Below are 16,525 nucleotides of genomic sequence, written 5' to 3' on the forward strand. Positions count from 1 at the left end.
CCATCCTGCCTGCAGGTCTCCTGACGGTGGGGAAAACCCGACATTCCGGCCGGCCGCGGCCGCCACGCCCTGAGCGAACACGCCCGGAAAGATTTGGCACTCGATACCCGTGAGTGCCAACCTTGGAGGAGGTCAAAGGAGGTGTGAAGGCATGAGCAACGAGCGCCGTCTCGAAGTGTTGCGCGCGATCGTGCAGGACTATGTCTCCACGTCCGAGCCGGTCGGCTCCAAGGCCCTCCTCGAACGTCACCAGCTCGGTGTCTCGGCGGCCACGATCCGCAACGACATGGCGGCTCTCGAGGACGAGGGCCTCATCGCCGCGCCGCACACCTCCGCCGGGCGTGTTCCGACCGATGCCGGCTACCGCGTCTTCGTCGACCGCCTCTCTCAGGTGCGTCCGCTCACGCCGAGCCAGCGCCGCGCCATCCAGGCCTTCCTCGCGGAGAGCATCGACCTCGACGACATCGTCGAGCGCACCGCGCGTCTGCTCGCTTCGCTCACCCAGCAGGCCGCCGTCATGCAGTACCCGTCGCTGCGGCGCTCGCGGGTGCGTCACATCGAGTGCCTCGCGATGACGCCGACCCGCGCCATGCTCGTCGTCATCCTCGACTCGGGCCGCATTGAACAGCGCACCGTCGAGTTCGCCCACCCCGTGGCCGAGAGTGACGACTTCGTCGCACGGCTGCGCGGGCGACTCAACGCCGAGACCGACGGCCTTCTTCTCGCGGAGGCGGCCCGCGGCCTGTCGTTGCTGCGCGAAGCGTTCGAGCCCGAGCGGCGCGCTGACGTCGACGCCGTCGTCGAGACGATCACCGCCGTGTTCGGCGAGGAACGTGAGGAGCGTGTCGTGCTCGCCGGTACGGCCAACCTCGCGCGCGCCGGAACAGACGGGCTGCACGTGCAGCCGGTGCTCGACGCACTCGAGGAGCACATCGTCATCCTGCGCCTCATGAGCAACCTCGCCGAGGATGCCGAAGCCCACGACCAGGTGACGGTCCGCATCGGCGCGGAGAATCCCCACGAGGGCCTGCACTCGACGTCGCTCGTCACCACCTCCTACGGCCCCGATGCCGTGGCGGCCCTCGGCGTGCTCGGCCCCACCCGCATGGACTACCCCCAGACGATGGCGAACGTGCGGGCCGTGGCCCGCTACGTCTCACAGCTCATCGAGAGCTGACGCCCCGCACACATCCCTTTCCACCCGCTGACGACAAGGACGTTCGTGAACGACTACTACGCCGAACTCGGCCTCTCCCGCGATGCCTCAAGCGAGGAGATCAAGCGCGCCTACCGCAAGATGGCGCGCAAGCTCCACCCGGACGTCAACCCGTCCGACGAGGCGGCGGATCAGTTCAAGCGCGTCGGTCAGGCCTACGCGGTGCTCGGCGACCCCGAGAAGAAGGCCTCCTACGACCAGGGCGTCGACCCGTACGCGCCCGGCGGCGGTGCGGGTGCCGGCTTCGGCGGCGCCGGTTTCAGCTTCAGCGACATCATGGACGCGTTCTTCACCGGCGGCGCGGCGGGCGCCTCCGGTGGCCCGCGCAGCCGCGTGCAACACGGCCAGGACGCGCTACTGCCGCTCGACATTGAGCTGTCCGACGCCGTCTTCGGCGGCGAGGTCGACCTGACGTTCGACACGGCCGTCGTCTGCACGACGTGCCACGGCGATGGCTCGCGCCCCGGCACCGGCAAGCACACGTGTGACGTGTGTGGTGGTGCCGGTCAGACCCAGCAGGTGCAGCGCAGCTTCCTCGGCCAGGTGCTCACCTCGCGTCCGTGCACGGCGTGTGACGGCTACGGCGACATCATTGACAGCCCCTGCTTCGAGTGTGACGGCAACGGCCGCAAGCGCGACACCCGCACCATCAGCATCAAGGTGCCCGCGGGCGTCGACACCGGCACGCGCATCCAGCTGCGCGGCGAGGGCGAGGTCGGCCACGGCGGCGGCCCCGCCGGCGACCTCTACGTCGAGGTGCGCGTCGCGAAGCACCCCATGTTCCAGCGTCAGGGTGACGACCTGCACTGCTCGCTCGAACTGCCGATGTCGGCCGCGGCACTCGGCGCGTCCCTCCCGCTCGAGACGCTCGACGGCCCGCGCGACATCGACATCCAGGCCGGCACCCAGCCGGGCGACGTCGTCACGCTCAAGGGCCTCGGCGTCACGCGCCTGCGTACCGAGAGCCGCGGCGACCTGCTCGTGCACGCCAACGTGCGCACGCCGAGCAAGCTGACGAGCGAGCAGGCCGACCTGCTGCGTCAGTTCGCGGCGTCGCGCGGCGAGGAAACGCCTGCTCCCAAGTTCCAGCCCGTCAACCAGGGCCTGCTCGGCAAGCTGCGTCAGGCCTGGAAGGGCTGACGTGACCGCACATCTGTACTTCGTCGCGCCGGGCACGCTGCGCGAGCAAATGCGGCCCGAGGAGCCGGTCGTGCTCGGCGGTGACGAGGGACGCCACGCGGTCACCGTGAAGCGCATGGCCGTGGGGGAGGAGATCCTCCTCGCCGACGGCGAAGGGCTCCTGGCCCACTGCGTCGTCGCGTCCACAGCCAAGTCGGAACTGACGGCGCTCGTGCAGACGGTGGAGCGCGAGGAGCGCCCGGCCGTCACGTTCACCCTCGTCCAGGCACTCGCCAAGGGCGACCGCGATCTCCAGGCGCTCGAAGCCGCCACCGAGCTCGGTGTCGACCGCGTCGTGCCCTGGCAGGCTGAGCGCTCGATCGTGCAGTGGAAGGGCGAGCGGGCCGCCAAGGCGCACCGTAAATGGGTGGCGCAGGCCGAGGCCGCCACGAAACAATCGCGTCAGGCCACGCCGCCCGTCGTTGACGAGCTCGCGGCGAAGCAGACCGTTGTCCGCCTCGTCGAGGAATCGGCCCTCACACTCGTCCTTCACGAGGACGCCGAGGTCGGACTGAGCGACGTGACGTTGCCCGACGCGGGCGATGTCGTGCTCGTCGTCGGCCCCGAGGGCGGCATCACGCCCGGCGAACTCGACGCGTTCGCCGCTGCGGGCGCCACGAGCGTCCGGATGGGACGCACGGTGCTGCGCTCGTCGTCGGCCGGCCCCGCGGCACTGGCCGCGCTCTTCGCGCGCTCGCGCTGGAGCTGACGCGCCCTAGACTGGAGGCACGATGACAGACGTTCCCGCCACCCAGGCCACCCCCGAGACGTCCAGCCAGACCCGTATCGTCGTCCCGCCGGACGTGTCGATGGTTCAGCTGCTCGGGCCCACCGACCAGCTCCTTCGCACGATCGAGCGCGCCTTCCCGCGCCTCTTCGTCTTCGCGCGGGGCAACGAGCTGACGATCGACGGCCCGGCCGAGGACGCGGCCATCGTCGAGACCCTCGTCGGTGAGTTGCTCACGATGATCGACGCGGGGCACGCGGTGAACCGCGACAACGTCGAGCGTTCCATCGCCATGCTGCGCAGCAAGAACGCGCAGCGCCCCGCCGACGTGCTCACGACGAACATCATCTCCAGCCGTGGCCGGACGATTCGTCCCAAGACGCTGGGCCAGAAGGAGTACGTCGACGCGATCGACAAGAACACGATCGTCTTCGGCATCGGCCCCGCCGGTACGGGCAAGACGTACCTCGCCATGGCAAAGGCCGTGGCGGCGCTGCAGAGCAAGCAGGTCAACCGCATCATCCTGACGCGCCCCGCCGTCGAGGCGGGCGAGCGACTCGGTTTCCTGCCGGGCACACTCAACGACAAGATCGACCCGTACCTGCGCCCGCTCTACGACGCGCTGCACGACATGATCGATCCCGACTCGATCCCCAAGCTCATGGCCGCCGGCACCATCGAGGTGGCGCCGCTCGCGTACATGCGTGGACGCACGCTCAACGACTCGTTCATCATTCTCGACGAGGCCCAGAACACGAGCAGCGAGCAGATGCGCATGTTCCTCACGCGACTCGGCTTCGGTTCGAAGATCGTCGTCACCGGTGACGTCACGCAGGTCGACCTTCCGGGTGGCACGACGTCCGGCCTGCGCGTCATCGAGGACGTGCTCACGGGTGTGGGCGACGTGCACTTCGCGCACCTGAGCAGCGGCGACGTCGTGCGTCACCGCCTCGTGTCCGACATCGTCGACGCCTACGGTCGCTACGACGCCGCTGCCGAGCGTCGTAAGGCGCAGGCCAAGAAGCGCCGCGAGGCACGTGCGAACGACGAGCAGGGAGAACGCGAGTGACGATCGACCTCGCCAACGAGACCGACGTCGCCGTCGATCTCGACGAGATTCACGACTGCGCCCGCTACGCGATGGACGCGATGTTCGTCCACCCCAACGTGGAGCTGTCGATCCGCATCATCGACGAGGCGGCCATGGAGACCCTCCACGTGCAGTGGATGGATCTCGAGGGCCCCACCGACGTCATGAGCTTCCCCATGGACGAGCTGACACCCGGTCGTGATGGCGCGCTGAGTGACGAGGGCATGCTCGGCGACATCGTTCTGTGCCCGACGGTGGCCGCCGCCCAGGCGTCCGCGGCAGGGCACGACACGATGGAGGAGTTGCTCCTTCTCACCGTTCACGGCGTGCTGCACCTGCTTGGCTACGACCACGCCGAGGCCGAGGAGCGCCTCGAGATGTTCGAGCTGCAGCGCACGATCCTGCTCACCTACCTCGCGAGCCGTGGCCGCAGCGTCGAGGCGGGCACGATCCGCATCGCGCCGCCGAGCGGTCGCGAGTAGTCGGGGAGTGAAACGCACGTGACGATCGTGCTGATCGCCGCGCTCGTCAGCGTGGTGCTGGGCTTCGGGTTCGCCCTCGTGGAATCCGCCGTCAGCCGCATGACGCGCCTGCGCGTCGCGTCGCTCGCCGAGGACGGCCACGCCGCCGCGCCGGCGCTCGGAGCCGTCGTCGAACGACACAGCACCGCGCTTATGGTGCTCACCTTCATGCGCGTCGGTGCCGAGATGACGGCGGCCGTGCTCGTTACCGTCGCGGCCACCCGCATCTTCGACGACTTCTGGCCCGCGCTCATCACGGCGGTGGCCGTCATGGCGGTCGTCTCGTTCGTGCTCGTCGGCGTCTCGCCGCGCACGCTCGGCCACCAGCACGCCGACGCCGTGGCGCTCGCCGCGTCGCGTCCGCTGCTCGTTGCGCTCAAGGTCCTCTCGCCGTTGGCACGGATGCTCGTGGCCCTCGGCAACGCCGTCACCCCGGGCGAGGGCTACCGCGAAGGCCCGTTCGACTCCGAGGCCGAATTGCGCGAGTTCGTCGACCTGGCCGAGGATTCCGACCTCATCGAGGCCGACGAACGGCGCATGATCCACTCGGTCTTCGAACTCGGCGACACCATCGTGCGCGAGGTCATGGTGCCGCGCACCGACATGATCGTCATCGACGGCCACAAGAGCCTGCGCCAGGCGATGAACCTCTTCGTGCGTTCCGGCTTCTCCCGCGTGCCCGTCGTCGGCGAGAACACCGACGACATCGTCGGCCTGCTCTACTTCAAGGACGTCGTGCGTCGTCACCTCACGGGTGAGGCCGAGGAGATCCGCATCAGCGAGGTCATGCGCGACATGGCGTTCGTGCCCGAGTCGAAGCCGGTCGACGCCCTGCTCAAGGAGATGCAGCGCGACCGCGTCCACTTCGCCATCGTCGTCGACGAGTACGGCGGCACCGCGGGCCTCGTGACGATGGAGGACATCGTCGAGGAGATCGTCGGTGAGATCGATGACGAGTACGACCGCGTCACGCCGGGCGTCGAAGATCTCGGGGACGGCCACACCCGCGTGCCCGCGCGCATGTCGATCGACGACCTGGGCGAGCTGTTCGGCGTCACGATCGAAGAGGACGACATCGACACCGTGGGCGGTCTGCTCGCGAAGATCGACGGACGGATGCCGCTGCCCGGCGCCACCGGTGAGATTGCGGGTCTGCGCCTCACGGCTGAGAAGATGGCCGGACGACGCCACCAGCTGGCCACCCTCGTGGTCGAGCGCGTCGGAGACGAAGATCCCGCCGAGCGCGGGGATGAACACGCCGCCAACAGCGGCGCGGAGGAGATGGTGTGATGAACACTGACGAGAGCACGTACCGGGCAGGGTTCGCCTGCCTCGTGGGCCGGCCCAACGCCGGCAAGTCGACGCTGACGAACGCCCTCGTGGGCGAGAAGGTCGCCATCACGTCGAGCAAGCCGCAGACGACGCGTCACACGATCCGCGGCATTCTCACGCAGGACGACGGGCAGATCGTCCTCGTCGACACCCCCGGGCTGCACAAGCCCCGCACGCTCCTCGGGGAGCGACTCAACGACGTCGTGCGCGAGACGCTGCTGGACGTCGACGTCATCGGTTTCTGCCTGCCCGCCGATCAGAAGGTCGGCCCGGGCGACCAGTACATCGCGAAGGACCTCGCCGAGCTGCAGCGCGTGCGCCGCAAGCCGGTCGTCGCCATCGTGACGAAGACCGACAAGGTCGATCGTGAACGCCTCGCCGAGCACCTCATCGAGGTCGACCGACTGGGGGAGTGGGCGGAGATCGTGCCGTGCTCCGCCGTCTCCGGGCGTCAGGTCGAGGACGTCGCGAAGGTGCTCACGAGCTACCTGCCGCCGTCGCCGAAGCTGTATCCGGAGGACGTGCTCACCGACGAGCCGCAGATCGTCATGATCGCCGAACTCATCCGCGAGGCCGCGCTCGAGGGTGTGCGCGACGAACTGCCGCACTCGCTCGCCGTCGTCGTCGAGGAGATGGTGCCGCGCGAGGGGCGCCCCGAGGACAAGCCGCTCATGGACGTGCGCGTCAACGTGTTCGTCGAGCGCTCGAGCCAGAAGGCGATCATCATCGGGCGCGGTGGTTCGCGTCTGCGCGAGGTGGGCACGACGGCGCGTGAGGGCATCGAGAAGCTCCTCGGCCAGAAGGTCTACCTCGATCTGCACGTCAAGGTCGCGAAGGACTGGCAGCGCGACCCCAAGCAGCTGGGCAAGCTGGGATTCAATTTCTGAGGGTGTGAACGACACGATGGCTGACAACATGAAGGATCACGAGGCGTGGGCCGAATTCGGTGACACGCTGCGTCTGCCGATCGATCCAGCGACGGACTACGTCGGCGGAATCCCGTGGGAGGCAGCAGGCTTCAAGCCGGACCTACCGCTCGTCGACATCGGCCCGGGTTCGGGCCTGACGACGCTGGCCCTCGCCGAGCAGTTCCCCGACTCCGAGCTCATCGCTGTCGAGCCCGACGCCTGGATGCGCTCGATGCTCATGATGCGCGTGGCCGAACGCCCCGAACTGCGTGAGCGCACGACCGTCGTGCCGAACTCCATCCTCGACGCGTGGATGCCCGAGCAGATCGGCGGCGCGCTGCTGTTCAACGTCATCTACTTCCTCGGCGGACGGGCCCGTCAGGCGTTCTGGGACCGCATGGCCCAGGTGCTGCCGGAGGGCGCCCCGATCCTCATGAGCCGCGCGTACGGCGTCGTCGAGACCGGTGAGGAGATGGTGAAGTCGGCCAGCGCCACAATGGGCCGCAACACCTACGAGCGCTGGCGTCAGACGGTGCCGGTCAAGGACGGGCGCGTCGAGATCACGAACACCTACCGCACCGTGCGTGACGGCGAGATCGTGCGCGAGGTGACGACGCGCATCGCGCCGTTCTCGCTCGACGAGGAACTCGTCGTCTCCGAGGTGCCGATCGGCAAGTACTCCATCGAGGAACTCGACGAGAAGTATCTCGTCATCCGCCGCGCGAGCGACATCCGCCGCTGACGGGACGCCCACTCTTTGCCCGCCGCAACGCTGTCCGTTTTCTGAAACGGTCGTCTCGAGGGGTGGCGCTGTGCGCCCCGTCACGCCTAGGTTGGTGACGTGCGCTTTTCGCAGGGAGTGAGCCTCCTTCTTCGATGCCGCGGTGGGGCCAGATAGTCGGCCATCCTCACCGCGGAGTTGAATGGTGCTCGGCCGGCACCCGCAACGAAACGCAGTGAGGCGAAAACCCAAATGCACGCACAGCAGCCGACGACGATGCCGATCGGCAAGTACGTCCCCTTCCACGAGCAGATCAAGGTCGACCTGCCCGATCGCACGTGGCCCGACAAGGTCATCGACAAGGCCCCGCGCTGGTGCGCGGTCGACCTGCGTGACGGCAACCAGGCGCTCATCGACCCGATGAACTCCGAGCGCAAGATGCGCATGTTCAAGCTGCTCGTCGACATGGGCTACAAGGACATCGAGGTCGGTTTCCCCTCGGCGTCCGACACCGACTTCAACTTCGTGCGTGACCTGATCGACGGCGGGCACATCCCGGACGACGTGACGATCCAGGTGCTGACGCAGTGCCGCGACCACCTCATCGAGAAGACGTTCGACGCAATCAAGGGTGCTCCGCAGGCGATCGTTCACTTCTACAACTCGACGTCGGTGCTGCAGCGCCGCGTCGTGTTCAACCTCGACCAGGACGGCATCGTCGACATCGCGCTGCAGGGCGCGCGCCTGTGCAAGAAGCTCGAGGAGACGATCCCCGAGACGAAGGTGTACTACGAGTACTCGCCGGAGTCCTACACGGGCACCGAGCTGGAGTTCGCGGCACGCATCTGCAACGAGGTCATCGACGTCATCGACCCGACGCCGGACCACAAGATGATCATCAACCTGCCGGCGACGGTGGAGATGGCGACGCCGAACGTCTACGCCGACTCGATCGAGTGGATGTCGCGCAACCTCAACCGCCGCGAATCGGTCATCCTGTCGCTGCACCCGCACAACGACCGGGGTGAGGGCGTCGCGGCGGCCGAGCTGGGTTACATGGCCGGCGCCGACCGCATCGAGGGCTGCCTGTTCGGCAACGGTGAGCGCACCGGCAACGTGTGCCTCGTGACGCTGGGCCTCAACCTGTTCGGCCAGGGCGTCGATCCCCAGATCGACTTCTCCGACATCCAGACGATCCGGTCGACGGTCGAGTACTGCAACCAGATGCCGGTGCCCGAGCGCCACCCCTACGGCGGCGACCTCGTCTTCACGGCCTTCTCCGGCTCGCACCAGGACGCCATCAAGAAGGGCTTCGACGACATGGATCGTCAGTCCAAGGAGACGGGCAAGCCGATCAACGAGCTCGTCTGGGGCGTGCCGTACCTGCCGGTCGACCCGCACGACGTGGGCCGCTCGTACGAGGCGGTCGTGCGCGTCAACAGCCAGTCGGGCAAGGGCGGCGTCGCGTACCTGCTCAAGAGCGAGCACAACCTCGACCTGCCGCGTCGTCTGCAGATCGAGTTCGCGGGCGTCGTCCAGAAGTGGACGGACTCTGCGGGCGGCGAGGTGACGCCGCAGTGGCTGTGGGAGACGTTCTCCGACGAGTACCTGCCGGGTACGGGCACGGGTGACTCCGCGTGGGGCCGCTTCTCGCCGGTCGGTCACTCGCTCGAGTCGACGGACGACGGGCGTGACCACATCGTCGCGCGCCTCACGGACGCGGGGGAGCCGCTCACGATCACGGGCACCGGTAACGGCCCGATCGACGCGTTCTTCGACGCGCTGAGCAGCATCGACGTCGACGTGCGCCTGCTCGACTACTCGGAGCACACGTTGAGCTCGGGCGAGGCGTCGCGCGCTGCGGCGTACGTCGAGGTGGCCATCGGCGACCGCGTGCTGTGGGGCGTCGGCATCCACGAGTCGACGGTCAAGGCCTCGCTCATGGCGATCCTGTCGGCGGTCAACCGCGCGGAGCGTGACGCTGCGAAGGTGAACGCCTGAGCGGTCGTGTGATCGCTCGCGTGGGCATCAGCGCACGATTGACGGCATAATCATGTGGGCGGGTGGAACCCAGTAACCGGGGAAGGTACTGGGCTCCACCCGCTTCGTCATGTCTGTCGGCGGCCGGTCGTGTGTCGCAGGAGACCGGCGCTGGGCGGGGGAGCCTGCCGTGAGGCCGGGGGCCAGTTCGAGATCAGGGACGACGTTCGCGCGTCTGCAGTTCGGTGGCAACACGCAGGAGTTCGCGCAGGGCGTCGAGGTAGTCGTTGAGGGCGTCCCAGGGGTAGTCCTCGCCGGTGACGGCCAGGTTGGGGGCGTCCTCGTCGTCACGATCGGTGCTCCAGGCGCCGCGGTAGTACGCGTCGAACTCGCTGAAGCGGGCGTCCATCGTGCGCAGCTCGCTCGTGAACCGGGCGATGCGCGCGGTGTCGTGCTCGACGGCGTCGAGGGTGCTCTGATCGCGACCAGTCTTCAGAGGCTCACTCGCTGAACTGTTCGTTGCGTCGGTGCTCACGCGTCACGCTCCTGGGTGTGCAGGTCGGCGGTGGTGCGCACGAGGTGACGCAGCGCGTTGCTGCGGGCCGTCGCGATGTCCCACGGGTAGTCGTCGCTGATGACGGGCATCGAGACCGCGCCCGGGTCGTCCGGGTTCTCGCTCCACGTCTCGTGGTGGGCGGCGTCGACGGCGTCGAAGCGCTCACCCATGGCGGGCAGGTCGCGCGTGAGCGCTCGGATTGCCTCGGTGTCGGCGATGACGGCGTCCATGAGCTCCTGGACCCGGATCAGTCTCTGTGCAGCGTCCATGCGTGGACTCTATGCGGCGACGCTGGACGTTCGCCCAGCACGAGTGCCTTCAGCGGACGTTGTACGGCCGGAACTGGATGCTGATGCGCGGGCCGACGGGCTTGGTCGTCTTGGGCACCGCGTGTTCCCAGGTCCGTTGGCAACTCCCACCCATGACGAGCAGGTCGCCGTGCCCGATCTGGAAACGCAGGCTGTTGCCGCCTCCGACCGGACGCAGCGCGAGCGTGCGCGGTGAGCCGATCGAGACGATGGCGATCATCGTGTCCTGCGTGCTCGAGCGGCCCTCCTTGTCACCGTGCCAGGCGACAGAGTCTCGGCCGTCGCGGTACAGGCACATTCCCGCCGTGGTGAAGGGCTCACCGAGTTCCGGGAAGTAGTGACGGCTCAGAGCATCCTGTGCTTCACGCATCACCGGATCGGGCCACGTCTCGTCGCCGCGATAGAAGCGCAGGAGGCGTGGCGTGTCCACTTCCTTCTCCCACATGACGCGACGTTCACCCTGCCAGTCGACTCCGGCGCTACCGCCGAGATTGAGGCGCGTGAACAGTTCGTCAGCGCCGGTGATGAAGCCCGGGCGCAGATCGACCCACGCACCACGCGACAACTCGGTGCGACGTACGGCGCCGGCGAGCGGGCGGACGCCGACCTCGTCGACCTGGTCGAGCAGTGAACCCTGTAAACCTCCGAACATGCGTTCGATTATGGCATGGGAGAGCTGCGACGGAGGTCAGCTGGTGAGGTTTGCTGCGGTTGGTGACGTTGCAACGTCACCAACCGCAGCAAACCTCACCAGCTGGAGCACTGAACGCCGAGCGTCTTCAACACGTCCGAGCGTCCCTGGATCAATCCCGAGCAAGCTCCCGACGAAGCCTCGGCCGATCACCTGCGCGAGGTTGTGGGGCGCTGCCCGTCCGGGGCCCTGCACATCGAGGAGCACTGAGCGCGCACCTGGTGGCCGCTAGGTGGTGACGGTTGGGGCAGGTGGTGACGGACAAACGTCACCACCTGCCCCAACCGTCACCAAGAAGCGGAACCGAACTCGGCAACGGCGCGCCCCCCCGCCCCGTGTTGACGCCCGCGAGACAATGGAGTCATGGCCCTCTACCGCGACGCAGCGATCGTGCTACGTACCCACAAGCTGGGGGAGGCCGACCGCATCATCACGATGCTCACCCGCAACCACGGCAAGAAGCGTGCCGTCGCGAAGGGCGTGCGTAAGACGAAGTCGAAGTTCGGGGCGCGCCTCGAACCGGGCATGGTCATCGACGTGCAGATGTACGAGGGGCGCAACCTCGACACCGTGACCCAGGTCGACATCCTCGCGCCGTACGGCGACGCCATCTCCAAGGACTACTCGGCCTACACCGCGTGCGCCGCCATGCTCGAGACGGCCGATCGGCTCTGTGAGGATTCCGACCGCGTCCTCGCCCACTTCAACCTCCTCGCCGGAGCCCTGGCGGCCCTTGCGCAGAACAAGATTCCGGCCTACCTCGTGCTCGACGCCTACCTCGTGCGCGCCGTCGCCACGGCCGGCTGGACGCCGAGCTTCCGCGACTGCGCCGGCTGCGGCGACCCGGGTCCGCACCGCTCGTTCAACGTCGCGTCCGGGGGAGCGGTGTGTCCGCAGTGCCGGCCACCGGGTTCAAGCGCGCCCGCGTCGGAGACCTTCGTCCTCATGGACGCCCTCATGCGAGGCGACTGGATCGGCGTCGCCGCCACCGATGATCGCGTGCGCCGCCAGTCGAGTGCCCTCATCGCCTCGTACGTACAGTGGCACCTTGAACACGGCGTACGCTCGCTGCGCCACGTCGACCGCGGAGACCACGAGATCGCCGCGGCCCCCGCTCGTCCGGCCGCTCCCGCGACCGCCTCGGAAGGACACCATTCGTGACGCCGATCAAGCCCGAACCGCACCCGAGTGGGGCCACGCCCCCGGCGATCCCGGCCGAGTTGATTCCTCAGCACATCGCCATGGTGATGGACGGCAACGGCCGCTGGGCGAACGAGCGAGGCCTGCCGCGCACCAAGGGCCACGAGGCGGGCGAGGCGATGCTCATCGACGTCGTCGCCGGCTGCATCGACATCGGCGTCAAGAACATCTCCGCCTACGCCTTCTCGACGGAGAACTGGCGCCGTTCGCCCGAAGAAGTGCGCTTCCTCATGGGCTTCAACCGCGACACCATCCGTCGCCGCGTCGACCTGCTCGACTCGTGGGGCGTGCGCGTCATCTGGAGCGGCCGCAAGCCTCGCCTGTGGCGCTCGGTCGTGCGCGAACTCGAGCGCGCCGAGGAGCGCACGAAGAACAACACCGTCTGCACCCTGCAGATGTGCGTCAACTACGGCGGACGCGCCGAACTCGTCGACGCCACGCGCGCCATGGCCGAGGACGTCGCCGCGGGTCGTCTGTCGCCGAAGAAGATCACCGAGAAGACGATCCAGAGCTACCTCTACGCGCCGGAGCTGCCGGACGTCGATCTGTTCGTCCGCAGCTCCGGCGAGCAGCGCACGAGCAACTTCCAGCTCTGGCAGAGTGCCTACGCCGAGATGGTATTCCTCGACACCCTGTGGCCCGACTTCGACCGCCGAATGCTCTGGGAAGCCGTCGACACCTACGCCCGCCGCGACCGTCGCTACGGTGGCGCCGTCGACGCGGTGAGCGCCGCTGAGAGCGAAAATACCGAGGCGCAGGCCGCCAAGCCGAAGGCCGGCTACGACCCGCAGCTCATGGCCGACCCCGACGCCCCTGACGGTGGCATCTACGACGACGACGGCCTCATCGACTGACGAGCGCGCGCCGACGAGGCGCAGGCTGTGCGATGTCAGCGCGAGACGTGCGTCTTCCTCGTCGAGCACTGCGCGCACAATCCGAAGATCTCGATCTGGTGTGTCGCCTCGGTGAAGCCGTGGTGCGCGGCCACCGAATCGGCCCACTGCTCGACCGTCGGGCCCTCCACCTCGACCGTGTGTCCGCAGTTACGGCACACGAGGTGGTGGTGATGCTTCGACGTCGCGCAGCTGCGGTAGATCGCCTCGCCGTCATCGGTACGCAGCACGTCAACGGTGCCGTCGCCGGCGAGGTTCTGCAGTGTCCGGTACACGGTGGCGAGGCCGACCGTCTCGCCGGAGGCACGCAGCTGTGCGTGCAACTCCTGCGCTGAGGTGAAGTCGTCAAGTTCGTCGAGCTTGGCGCTGACGGCGGCCTGCTGGCGGGTGGGCTTACGCGTCGACATCGTGCCTCCTCGGGCTCGGCGCAGCATCGGCGGGCGCGTGAGCGTCCCAGTGGTCCTTGTGCGGTGCGTGGTACTCGCCGTCGTGAAGGTAGTCGACGTGGTCGCCGTGGCGCACCGTCGGGTGACCGCAACCCTCTCGGTGCTCGTGCGCGTGATGCGTGACCCGACGCGCATGCCGCGCCCGAGTGGAACGCACGACGGCGCTCGCGAAGGACGCGGCCAGGAAGATGCCGACGGCCACGAGCACAACCGTTCCGCCGGGCGGGGTGTCGAGGTAGTAGGCCGACACGACGCCGCTGAGGCCGCTGAGGCATCCGATGATCACGGCGATCGCCGTCGTCAGGCGGAAGCTGCGGGCGAGGATCTGGCCGGTCGCGTTCGGCAGGATCATCAGCGCCGAGATGAGCAGCAGGCCGATGACGCGCATCGAGAGCACCACCGTCACCGACGTGAGGATCGACAGCAGGAGGTTGAGCGGCACGACGGGGAGGCCGACCGCACGCGCGTACTCCTCGTCGTTGGCGACGGCGAAGAGTCGCTTGCGCAGCACCGTCGTGGCGCCGACGGCGACGAGCGCCAGGGCACCGAACTGCCACAGCTGGTCGCTGGCCGTCGTGAGGATCGAACCGAAGAGGTACTGGTTGATCGACGTCTGACCCGCGTTGTCCGCGCGCGCCAGCAGCACGACGCCGGCCGCGATGCCGCCGTAGAACATGACGGCCAGCGCCACGTCGGCGTTCGTCGTGCCGCGCAGGCGAATGAACTCGATGGCGCACGCCGCCAGGACGGCGGCGATGAGGGCCGTCAGGATGGGTGACGTCGAGAAGAGCACACCGACGGCCACGCCCGCCAGGGCGACGTGGCCGATGCCGTCACCGATGAGCGACAGGCGGCGCTGGACGAGGAAGACGCCGACCGCCGGCGCCGCAGCGCCGACGAGCAGCGCCGCGACGAGCGCGTGACGCATCGCGTCGAGGGCGAACAGTTCAGCCACGTCGGCCTCCTTCGTGGCGTGGGGACGGATCGAGCGGTCCGACGGCGTAACTCGGGCCGGGCACGTGGTGCTCGGCGTCGTGGTGTGCGTCGTGAGCGCCGGGAACGTGCAGGTGGTCGTCGGAGATGGTGCGGGCGAACCGCTGCCCGTACTCGCCGGGCGTGCCGTCGAAGGAGATGCGCCCGTGGGTCACCTCGACCACGCGGGTGATGACGCCGCGCAGCGCTTCGATCTCGTGGGTGACGATCACCATGGTGACACCGGTCGCGGCGAGGCTCTGGAGCACCTCGGCGAGCACTTCCTGGCTGGCCGTGTCGACGCCCGCCGTCGGTTCGTCCATGACGAGGACGTCCGGCTGTGCGGCGAGCGCTCGAGCGATGAGGACGCGACGGTGCTGACCGCCCGAGAGCGTGGAGACGTCGGCGAGCGCACGGTCGGCGAGGCCTACTTCGGAAAGGGCCTCAGCGACGAGACGACGATCCTCGGCGCTCGCGCGCTTGTACCAGCGTCGGTGCGGCAGCCGGCCGACTTCGACGATCTCCTCGACCGTCGCCCGAACGGACCCCGAGAGCGTGTGGCGCTGCGGCACGTAGCCGATGCGCGTGCGCTCCTTGAACTCGGCCGCGGGCGTGCCGAAGAGCTCCACCTCGCCGCTCACGTGGTCGTTGAGGCCGAGCACACCGCGCATCAGCGTCGACTTACCGGAACCGTTCGGCCCGAGCACCGCGATGATCTCGCCGTGATTGATGTCGAGGTCGACGTCACTGACGACGGCCCGCCCTTCGTAGCCGAACGCGGCCGAGCGCAGCCGGATCACCGGCTCACTGTCGTCCTTCACTTGCACCCTTGCCCCTGCTTCAGCGTTGTGAGGTTGGACTTCATGACCTCGAAGTAGTTCTTGCCCTTGCTCGCGTCGGTCAGGCCTTCGAGCGGGTCGAGCACGGCGACCTTCGCGCCGGTCTGCTTGGCCACCGTTTCGGCGGTCTTCGGTGAGACGAGGGTCTCCGAGTAGATCGTCGTCGTGTCGTGCTTCTTCGCGAACGCGGCCACGGCCTTGAGGCGCTGCGGCGTGGGCTCGGCCTCGGGGGAGACGCCGCTGACGCCGACCTGCGTGAAACCGTACCGGCTCGCGAGGTAGCCGAACGCCGCGTGGCCCGTGACGAGGGTCTTGTTCGTGCAGTTCGCCAAGCCGCTCTTGAACTCGGTGTTCAGCGCGTCGAGGTCGGCCACCATCTTCTTCGTGTTCGCCTCGTACGTGGCCTTGCCCTCCGGATCGGCCTTGGCCAGGCGCGCACCGACGGCCTGAACGACGGCCTTGTAGCGCACCGGGTCGAGCCAGAAGTGCGGGTCCGTGTCCCCGCTGTGGTCGTGCCCGTCGCCCTCGCTGTGCTCGTGGGCCTCGCCGCCGACACTCTCGGTCGACGACAGCTTGAGCGTCATGTCCGCATCGGGTGCGACGTCGAGCGTCTTGTCCTTCTTCGCGTTCGAGGAGACGGCCGCGTCGACGCTCGGCTGGAACCCCTTGAGGTAGACCGCGAGGTCGGCGTCGGCCAGCGAGGCGATCTGTTTGGGCGAGGGGTCGATGTCGTGCGGTTCTTGCCCGGGCTTCGTCAGCGAGGAGACCTCCACACGGTCGCCGCCGATGCGCTCGAGCGCGTACTGCAGGGTGTAGAAGCTCGCGACCGTCTCGACCTTGTCGCCCGAACCCGAATTCGACGATCCCGAACCACAGGCCGTGAGGGCCGTGGTGGCGACGAGGGCGGATGCGGCGAGGCTGAGGCGTGAGGTGCGAAGCATGACAA

General features: G+C 68.2%; 18 protein-coding genes and 1 pseudogene. 12 read left to right on the plus strand and 7 right to left on the minus strand.

Features of this window, described 5'->3' with window-relative positions; all coding sequences use genetic code 11:
- Nucleotides 1–151 precede the first annotated feature (151 nt).
- From hrcA to leuA, 9 genes are all read left to right on the plus strand, one after another.
- The gene (gene hrcA, locus AA983_RS09875) at nucleotides 152–1,177 is read left to right on the plus strand and encodes a heat-inducible transcriptional repressor HrcA (protein ID WP_047312058.1); all 1,026 of its coding nucleotides are present in this window, start codon (nucleotides 152–154) and stop codon (nucleotides 1,175–1,177) included.
- Between the two features lie 45 nt (nucleotides 1,178–1,222).
- A complete protein-coding gene (gene dnaJ, locus AA983_RS09880) occupies nucleotides 1,223–2,356 on the plus strand; it encodes a molecular chaperone DnaJ (RefSeq protein WP_047312059.1) in 1,134 nt (377 codons plus the stop codon).
- Nucleotide 2,357: 1 nt separating this feature from the next.
- On the plus strand, nucleotides 2,358–3,104 hold the full coding sequence (locus AA983_RS09885) for a 16S rRNA (uracil(1498)-N(3))-methyltransferase (protein ID WP_047312060.1): 747 nt from the start codon (nucleotides 2,358–2,360) through the stop codon (nucleotides 3,102–3,104).
- Between the two features lie 22 nt (nucleotides 3,105–3,126).
- Nucleotides 3,127–4,191, plus strand: coding sequence for a PhoH family protein (locus tag AA983_RS09890; RefSeq protein WP_052947054.1), 1,065 nt, complete (start codon nucleotides 3,127–3,129; stop codon nucleotides 4,189–4,191).
- Entirely contained in the window at nucleotides 4,188–4,694 is a 507-nt protein-coding gene (gene ybeY, locus AA983_RS09895; RefSeq protein ID WP_047312061.1) for an rRNA maturation RNase YbeY, read from the plus strand. Before AA983_RS09890 ends, ybeY begins: the two co-directional genes overlap by 4 nt.
- Before the next feature lie 18 nt (nucleotides 4,695–4,712).
- Nucleotides 4,713–6,023, plus strand: a complete 1,311-nt coding sequence (locus AA983_RS09900; protein WP_047312062.1) for a hemolysin family protein — start codon at nucleotides 4,713–4,715, stop codon at nucleotides 6,021–6,023.
- Complete coding sequence (era, locus tag AA983_RS09905; RefSeq protein WP_047312063.1) at nucleotides 6,023–6,952, plus strand: GTPase Era; 930 nt, start codon at nucleotides 6,023–6,025, stop codon at nucleotides 6,950–6,952. The genes AA983_RS09900 and era overlap by 1 nt, the downstream gene beginning before the upstream one ends.
- A 16-nt stretch (nucleotides 6,953–6,968) precedes the next feature.
- Complete coding sequence (locus AA983_RS09910) at nucleotides 6,969–7,715, plus strand: class I SAM-dependent methyltransferase (RefSeq protein WP_227484466.1); 747 nt, start codon at nucleotides 6,969–6,971, stop codon at nucleotides 7,713–7,715.
- A 231-nt stretch (nucleotides 7,716–7,946) separates the two neighbouring features.
- Nucleotides 7,947–9,695 (plus strand): 2-isopropylmalate synthase, encoded by a 1,749-nt coding sequence (leuA, locus tag AA983_RS09915; RefSeq protein WP_047312064.1) that lies wholly within the window; start codon nucleotides 7,947–7,949, stop codon nucleotides 9,693–9,695.
- Nucleotides 9,696–9,888: 193 nt separating this feature from the next.
- Here the strand turns inward: leuA and AA983_RS09920 are convergent, their stop codons facing one another.
- From AA983_RS09920 to AA983_RS09930, 3 genes are read right to left on the minus strand one after another with little or no spacing between them, the layout of a single operon-like run.
- Nucleotides 9,889–10,209, minus strand: coding sequence for a hypothetical protein (locus AA983_RS09920; RefSeq protein WP_047312065.1), 321 nt, complete (start codon nucleotides 10,207–10,209; stop codon nucleotides 9,889–9,891).
- Nucleotides 10,206–10,499 (minus strand): hypothetical protein, encoded by a 294-nt coding sequence (locus AA983_RS09925; RefSeq protein WP_156170331.1) that lies wholly within the window; start codon nucleotides 10,497–10,499, stop codon nucleotides 10,206–10,208. Before AA983_RS09925 ends, AA983_RS09920 begins: the two co-directional genes overlap by 4 nt.
- A 49-nt stretch (nucleotides 10,500–10,548) precedes the next feature.
- A complete protein-coding gene (locus tag AA983_RS09930; RefSeq protein ID WP_047312067.1) occupies nucleotides 10,549–11,190 on the minus strand; it encodes an alpha-ketoglutarate-dependent dioxygenase AlkB in 642 nt (213 codons plus the stop codon).
- A 129-nt stretch (nucleotides 11,191–11,319) separates the two neighbouring features.
- Between AA983_RS09930 and AA983_RS16015 the strand changes: the two are divergent.
- The 3 genes and pseudogenes from AA983_RS16015 to AA983_RS09940 all read left to right on the plus strand — a co-directional run.
- A pseudogene (locus tag AA983_RS16015) lies at nucleotides 11,320–11,439 on the plus strand ((4Fe-4S)-binding protein); the annotation flags it as partial.
- A gap of 153 nt (nucleotides 11,440–11,592) precedes the next feature.
- Complete coding sequence (gene recO, locus AA983_RS09935) at nucleotides 11,593–12,390, plus strand: DNA repair protein RecO (protein ID WP_047312068.1); 798 nt, start codon at nucleotides 11,593–11,595, stop codon at nucleotides 12,388–12,390.
- Complete coding sequence (locus AA983_RS09940) at nucleotides 12,387–13,283, plus strand: isoprenyl transferase (protein ID WP_047312069.1); 897 nt, start codon at nucleotides 12,387–12,389, stop codon at nucleotides 13,281–13,283. The genes recO and AA983_RS09940 overlap by 4 nt, the downstream gene beginning before the upstream one ends.
- Nucleotides 13,284–13,318: 35 nt before the next feature.
- Here AA983_RS09940 and AA983_RS09945 read toward each other — a convergent pair whose 3' ends face one another.
- The 4 genes from AA983_RS09945 to AA983_RS09960 are packed head-to-tail and all read right to left on the minus strand — an operon-like array spanning nucleotide 13,319 to nucleotide 16,520.
- A complete protein-coding gene (locus AA983_RS09945; protein ID WP_047312070.1) occupies nucleotides 13,319–13,729 on the minus strand; it encodes a Fur family transcriptional regulator in 411 nt (136 codons plus the stop codon).
- Entirely contained in the window at nucleotides 13,716–14,723 is a 1,008-nt protein-coding gene (locus tag AA983_RS09950) for a metal ABC transporter permease (RefSeq protein WP_047312071.1), read from the minus strand. Before AA983_RS09950 ends, AA983_RS09945 begins: the two co-directional genes overlap by 14 nt.
- Nucleotides 14,716–15,561 (minus strand): metal ABC transporter ATP-binding protein, encoded by an 846-nt coding sequence (locus AA983_RS09955; RefSeq protein ID WP_047312072.1) that lies wholly within the window; start codon nucleotides 15,559–15,561, stop codon nucleotides 14,716–14,718. Before AA983_RS09955 ends, AA983_RS09950 begins: the two co-directional genes overlap by 8 nt.
- Nucleotides 15,558–16,520, minus strand: coding sequence for a metal ABC transporter substrate-binding protein (locus tag AA983_RS09960; protein WP_231579581.1), 963 nt, complete (start codon nucleotides 16,518–16,520; stop codon nucleotides 15,558–15,560). Before AA983_RS09960 ends, AA983_RS09955 begins: the two co-directional genes overlap by 4 nt.
- Nucleotides 16,521–16,525 lie beyond the last annotated feature (5 nt).

Origin of the sequence: Dermacoccus sp. PE3 (assembly GCF_001021715.1) — a bacterium.
Lineage (GTDB): Bacteria > Actinomycetota > Actinomycetes > Actinomycetales > Dermatophilaceae > Dermacoccus > Dermacoccus abyssi.